The organism is Acidithiobacillus ferriphilus (assembly GCF_018854775.1).
Classification (GTDB): Bacteria; Pseudomonadota; Gammaproteobacteria; order Acidithiobacillales; family Acidithiobacillaceae; genus Acidithiobacillus; species Acidithiobacillus ferriphilus.
The window spans coordinates 1-4,794 of the sequence record NZ_JAAZTY010000148.1 but is presented as its reverse complement, the minus strand read 5'-3'; the positions used below and the strand labels follow the sequence as shown (position 1 = coordinate 4,794).

Below are 4,794 nucleotides of genomic sequence, written 5' to 3'. Positions count from 1 at the left end.
CAAGGCCAGTTGTGGCACCGGAGCGGGGCAGGGAGATCTGGCACCGGAAATCTGGGAAAAGGTCAAGAATCACCCCTGCTATAGCGAAGAAGCGCATCATCATTACGCCCGCATGCATGTCGCGGTGGCGCCCGCCTGCAATATCCAATGCAATTACTGTAACCGTAAATATGACTGCGCCAACGAAAGTCGGCCAGGTGTCGTCAGTGAAAAACTGACGCCGGAGCAAGCGGCCAAAAAGGTGCTGGCCGTGGCCTCCACCATTCCGCAAATGACCGTGTTGGGCATTGCCGGTCCGGGTGATCCCCTGGCCAACCCCGAGAAAACTTTCAAGACCTTTGAACTGATCTCGAAAACAGCGCCGGATATCAAGCTCTGCCTGTCCACCAACGGCCTGGCACTCCCTGACCATGTGGATACCATTGCCGGTTTTAATGTGGACCACGTCACCATCACCATCAATATGGTGGATGCGGATGTAGGCGCACAGATCTATCCCTGGATTTATTACAAAAACAAGCGGTACAAGGGGCGTGAAGCGGCGCAGATACTCACCGACCGGCAAATGCAGGGACTGGAAATGCTGACCGAGCGCGGCATTCTTTGCAAGATCAATTCGGTCATGATCCCCGGCATCAATGATCACCATCTGGTCGAAGTCAACCGGGCAGTCAAGAGCCGCGGCGCCTTCCTTCACAATATCATGCCCCTGATTTCCGCCCCTGAACATGGCACGGTTTTCGGTCTGAACGGCCAGCGTGGCCCGACCGCGCAGGAACTCAAAGCCCTGCAGGACAGTTGCGAAGGCGAAATGAACATGATGCGCCACTGTCGGCAATGCCGGGCGGACGCGGTGGGTCTGCTGGGCGAAGATCGTTCAGCAGAATTCACGACCGAAGCCGTAATGGCGATGGATGTGGAATATGACCTCGAATCGCGCAAGGCCTATCAGTCGCTGGTGGAGCAGGAACGTCAGGCGACGGCGGACGCCAAGCGGGCGGAGCTGGAAACCCTGGCCGGCGAGCAATCCGATGTCAAAATTCTCATCGCGGTGGCGACGAAAGGCAGCGGGCGGGTCAATGAGCACTTCGGCCATGCCACCGAGTTTCAGATTTATGAGGCGAGTGCGTCCGGGGCGAAGTTTGTCGGCCACCGTCGCGTGGACCTCTATTGCCAGGGCGGTTATGGCGAAGAGGAAGCCCTGGAAACCACCATCATCCGCGCCATCAACGATTGTACGGCGGTTTTTGTCGCCAAGATCGGCGGCTGTCCGAAAGCCTCGTTGGAGGCGGCCGGAATCGATGCGGTGGATCGTTACGCCTTTGAATATATCGAGCAGTCGGTCATTGCCTACTATCGGGATTATCTCGATAACATCCGTAGCGGGACCATTGTCCATGGTCAGCGTGGAGACGCGGAGATTCGGCAGGGGGCGTATGTAGCTGCGTAAGGTCATCGGGGGAGATATCCTCCCCCATTTTGTGAAAAGGAGAAACATCATGGCTTTTAAAATCGTTAGTTCCCAATGCACCAGTTGTTCGGCCTGTGAACCGGAATGCCCGAATATGGCCATTTCCGAAAAGAACGGCACCTTTGTTATCGACCCGGCCAAGTGTACTGAATGCATAAATTATTTCGATGAACCCCAGTGTGTGGCGGTCTGCCCGGTGGATGACACCTGCATCATTGATAACAACTATCCCCGTTACGTCGCTTAGGAGTCTGTCATGGAACTCACCTTTACGCCTAAAGCGGAACGCTTTATCCAGCGGATGATCACCTTTGGCGGTGGCAACGCCACCAGCGCTTTCCGCCTTGCGGTAAAGCCAGGCGGGTGTTCCGGCCTCTCTTACGATTTTCGCATTGTCGACGCGGCGGAGCCCGGCGATGTGGCCATCACCAGTAATGGCATTCAGGTACTGCTGGAACAGAAGAGTGTCCCTTTTCTCAACGGAGTCGTCGTCGATTGCGAGGATAACCTGATGAATACCGGGCTGGTCTTTACCAATCCCAATGCGGCGGCCAGTTGCGGTTGCGGAACTTCATTTACGCCCAAGTAATAATGCCCCGTACGGATATGGCAGAGATTGGAGAGGGAGAAAAACATGGAAACCTGGATCGTTCATCATACGAATACGACTATCCATCGTTGCGCAGCGAATACGGCAGCACTCCCCCCGCATCTCGACGATATCGATTTCCGCGGTGCGGAGATATTTACCCGCATACCGGCCAGGGAGCAACGTCATCTCGCACGTGCTTACAGCAGTTATGTCTGTTGTGAGGAGTGCGAAGCGGCTCTGCTCAACCCCGTGAAGCATAGGGGTGCGGCATGAGCAATATCTGGGACGATGAATGGTTGAACCGCCGTTACTATGAAGGCCTCCTGCCGAAGGCGGCGGAACGCCATCTGCATCTCGCGGCGCGCTCTTATGCGGACGATGTGCGCGCCGAGGACCATCTGATGGATGCCATCGCCATCGCGCCAGAACACATGGTCGTTTACCTGGGTTTATACAAATTTTATTTTTATAAAGGCCGACTGAGCGAGGCGCTGGCTACGGCCCGCATCTGTCTGCAGCGCAGCGCCGCGGAATTGGGTATCGATCCGGACTGGCGCAAGGTAAGGGAGCGGCAGGCGGACTTTGGCAGTTTTGATGCTCCGCGGGCACGCTTTTATATGTTCGTGCTGAAAGCTTATGGTTACCTGCACTTGCGTCTGGGTCACCTGGCTACGGGCAGCAAAATCATGGACAAACTCATCGAACTGGACCCGACGGATAAAATACAGGCGCGGGTGCTGCTGGAAGTCCTGCAAAAAAAAGAGGCCGACGATGAGGATGAATGATCCCGACGAGGCCATCGATTGGCAGGGTTGCGCCATCTCTTGTGATGTCTGCGCGGAGCGCGCGATACCGGATCTGAAGTGCGAACCGTTGCACGCCTGTGTGCACGATCGTTACGCCAAAAGGGTGGATCGCTTTTTTCGCTGGAATCCGCAGATCGCCAAGGATTATCTGCAACACGGCTACTTTGAGGTGCGGGCTTGCGCCGTACGTTATGCGGATATTTTTCATCTGCCCGCGCTGATGAACGATCCCGACGAAACCGTGCGCTGGGCGGTAGCGCAACGGCTTCCACAACGTTATCTGCTGCGGATGATCCACGATCCGCATCGGGAAGTGCGTATCCGGGTAGCCACGCGGCTGGGTGACCGCAACCTGTCGGCCATGATGCACGATGCGGATTATTACGTGCGTCTGGAGGTGGTGCGGCGTCTGCCCAAAGGCCTGTTGCCGCTCATGATGCATGATGCCGATGTGGAGGTCCGGCGGGTCGTGGCCAAACGCATCGGCGTGGATGCTCTGGTCAAAATGCTGCAGGACGATGATCCCGGGGTCCGTCTGGATGCCATTGAACGGGTACCTGTGTCGGTCCTTTCCATGCTGGTTGGCGATGCGGATTGGCGTATCCGCTACGAGGTGGCCGCGCGCGGGAGCCGGGAAGCGGCAATCCGCCTGCTGGCGGATGCGGATTATGAGGTGCGTCGCTGCGCCGCGGAACGCTTGGGGAAAGACGAAGCGCTTTCCAGACAAAGATGGCCAGGGGAGGGTGGGATATGGCCGGAATGAGCAGAGACAGCGCAACGGTGGAGTTAGGCGCGGAGCCCGAGTTCAATTATGGCGATAAAGTCCGTTCCCGCAAGCATGTGAAAAATGACGGGACATTCACCGGCGCTGAAATTGGCGAGGTGATTGTTACAAAAGGCGATGTCGGTTTTATCATCAGTATCGGGACCTATTTGCAGCAATTTTATATTTATGGCGTGGATTTTTATGAACGCGGTCATCTGGTCGGGATGAAGGCCCGTGAATTGGAATTGATCGAATACAATCCGAGTCAGGAGGAGAAAATCTCATGATGGATTTACGTTCCCCCCGATTTGATTGGGGCCTCAGGGTATTGGCTGGCGATGATATTTTTAATGACGGGACTTATCCGGGGGAGGCCGAAGGGGCCTTGCTGGTGGCCAAGGACAGTCCGGGAGAAATCGTGCGGGTAGGACATCACGAGGAGAGCAACACGCCTCTCTACCTCGTGGAGTTTGCCAACGGCATGGTGGTGGGTTGTCTGGAAGAGGAAATATTACCCCTCGGAGAATCGAAGCCATGAGCATGACACGCAGCATTTATCTTGATAACAATGCGACAACGGCTTTGGCTCCGGCCGCTCTGGACGCCATGCTGCCCTATTTGTCCACGGAATACGCCAATCCTTCCAGCGCCTCGGAAGCGGGCGTAAGCGTCAAGAAGGCACTGGGTGAGGCGCGGGTCGCGGTGGCCCAATTGCTGGGCGCCTCGCCCGCGGAGCTGATTTTCACCAGCGGCGCGACCGAGGGTAATCATACGGCGATCCTGGGCGCGCTCTCCCTGATCAAAGGCAGACGCCACCTGATCACCAGCCAGGTAGAGCACCCCTCGGTGCTGTTGATGTGTCAGCATCTGGAGCGCCTCGGGATAGAAGTGAGTTATCTGCCAGTGGATGCAGAGGGGCGGCTGGACCTGGCGGACCTGCGTGCCGCCTTGCGTCCGGATACCGCCCTGGTTTCCCTGATGTGGGCGAACAATGAAACGGGTGTGCTCTTTCCAATTGTTGAAGCGGCGGCCATCGCGCATGAGGCGGGTGCCTTTTTCCATACGGATGCGACTCAGGCCCTCGGCAAGCTGCCGGTGAATGCCGCCGCATCCGGTGTGGATTTCCTGTCCTGCTCCGCGCATAAGATTCATGGGCCCA

9 protein-coding genes are annotated in these 4,794 nt (G+C 56.8%); all 9 read left to right on the top strand.

Annotated features, from left to right (window positions below):
• Positions 1-1,450 (top strand): nitrogenase cofactor biosynthesis protein NifB (gene nifB / locus HF921_RS10495; RefSeq protein ID WP_215893781.1); only part of this gene is annotated, 1,450 nt, incomplete at its 5' end.
• Between the two features lie 49 nt (positions 1,451-1,499).
• Positions 1,500-1,718 (top strand): 4Fe-4S binding protein, encoded by a 219-nt coding sequence (locus HF921_RS10490; protein ID WP_009563004.1) that lies wholly within the window; start codon positions 1,500-1,502, stop codon positions 1,716-1,718.
• A gap of 9 nt (positions 1,719-1,727) precedes the next feature.
• Positions 1,728-2,060 carry a HesB/IscA family protein gene (locus HF921_RS10485; RefSeq protein WP_215893780.1) on the top strand — a complete coding sequence of 111 codons (333 nt, stop codon included), beginning with the start codon at positions 1,728-1,730 and terminating at the stop codon, positions 2,058-2,060.
• Positions 2,061-2,105: 45 nt separating this feature from the next.
• Positions 2,106-2,336 carry a hypothetical protein gene (locus HF921_RS10480; protein WP_215859777.1) on the top strand — a complete coding sequence of 77 codons (231 nt, stop codon included), beginning with the start codon at positions 2,106-2,108 and terminating at the stop codon, positions 2,334-2,336.
• Positions 2,333-2,848, top strand: coding sequence for a hypothetical protein (locus HF921_RS10475; RefSeq protein ID WP_215893779.1), 516 nt, complete (start codon positions 2,333-2,335; stop codon positions 2,846-2,848). Before HF921_RS10480 ends, HF921_RS10475 begins: the two co-directional genes overlap by 4 nt.
• Positions 2,835-3,632, top strand: coding sequence for a 4Fe4S-binding leucine-rich repeat protein (locus HF921_RS10470; RefSeq protein ID WP_226834476.1), 798 nt, complete (start codon positions 2,835-2,837; stop codon positions 3,630-3,632). Before HF921_RS10475 ends, HF921_RS10470 begins: the two co-directional genes overlap by 14 nt.
• The gene (locus HF921_RS10465) at positions 3,620-3,922 is read left to right on the top strand and encodes a nitrogen fixation protein NifZ (RefSeq protein WP_215893778.1); all 303 of its coding nucleotides are present in this window, start codon (positions 3,620-3,622) and stop codon (positions 3,920-3,922) included. The genes HF921_RS10470 and HF921_RS10465 overlap by 13 nt, the downstream gene beginning before the upstream one ends.
• Positions 3,919-4,173 (top strand): nitrogen fixation protein NifZ, encoded by a 255-nt coding sequence (locus HF921_RS10460; protein WP_215850285.1) that lies wholly within the window; start codon positions 3,919-3,921, stop codon positions 4,171-4,173. Before HF921_RS10465 ends, HF921_RS10460 begins: the two co-directional genes overlap by 4 nt.
• The coding region (locus HF921_RS10455) for a cysteine desulfurase family protein (RefSeq protein WP_215879453.1) at positions 4,170-4,794 on the top strand (625 nt) is incomplete at its 3' end. The genes HF921_RS10460 and HF921_RS10455, both read left to right, overlap by 4 nt.

What these genes read in the sequence shown, in the direction of transcription:
- HF921_RS10470 (WP_226834476.1), top strand. Translation starts at nt 2,835, where the DNA reads ATGAGGATGAATGATCCCGACGAGGCCATCGATTGGCAGGGTTGCGCC.
- HF921_RS10480 (WP_215859777.1), top strand. Translation starts at nt 2,106, where the DNA reads ATGGAAACCTGGATCGTTCATCATACGAATACGACTATCCATCGTTGC.
- HF921_RS10475 (WP_215893779.1), top strand. Translation starts at nt 2,333, where the DNA reads ATGAGCAATATCTGGGACGATGAATGGTTGAACCGCCGTTACTATGAA.
- HF921_RS10490 (WP_009563004.1), top strand. Translation starts at nt 1,500, where the DNA reads ATGGCTTTTAAAATCGTTAGTTCCCAATGCACCAGTTGTTCGGCCTGT.
- HF921_RS10460 (WP_215850285.1), top strand. Translation starts at nt 3,919, where the DNA reads ATGATGGATTTACGTTCCCCCCGATTTGATTGGGGCCTCAGGGTATTG.
- HF921_RS10465 (WP_215893778.1), top strand. Translation starts at nt 3,620, where the DNA reads ATGGCCGGAATGAGCAGAGACAGCGCAACGGTGGAGTTAGGCGCGGAG.
- HF921_RS10485 (WP_215893780.1), top strand. Translation starts at nt 1,728, where the DNA reads ATGGAACTCACCTTTACGCCTAAAGCGGAACGCTTTATCCAGCGGATG.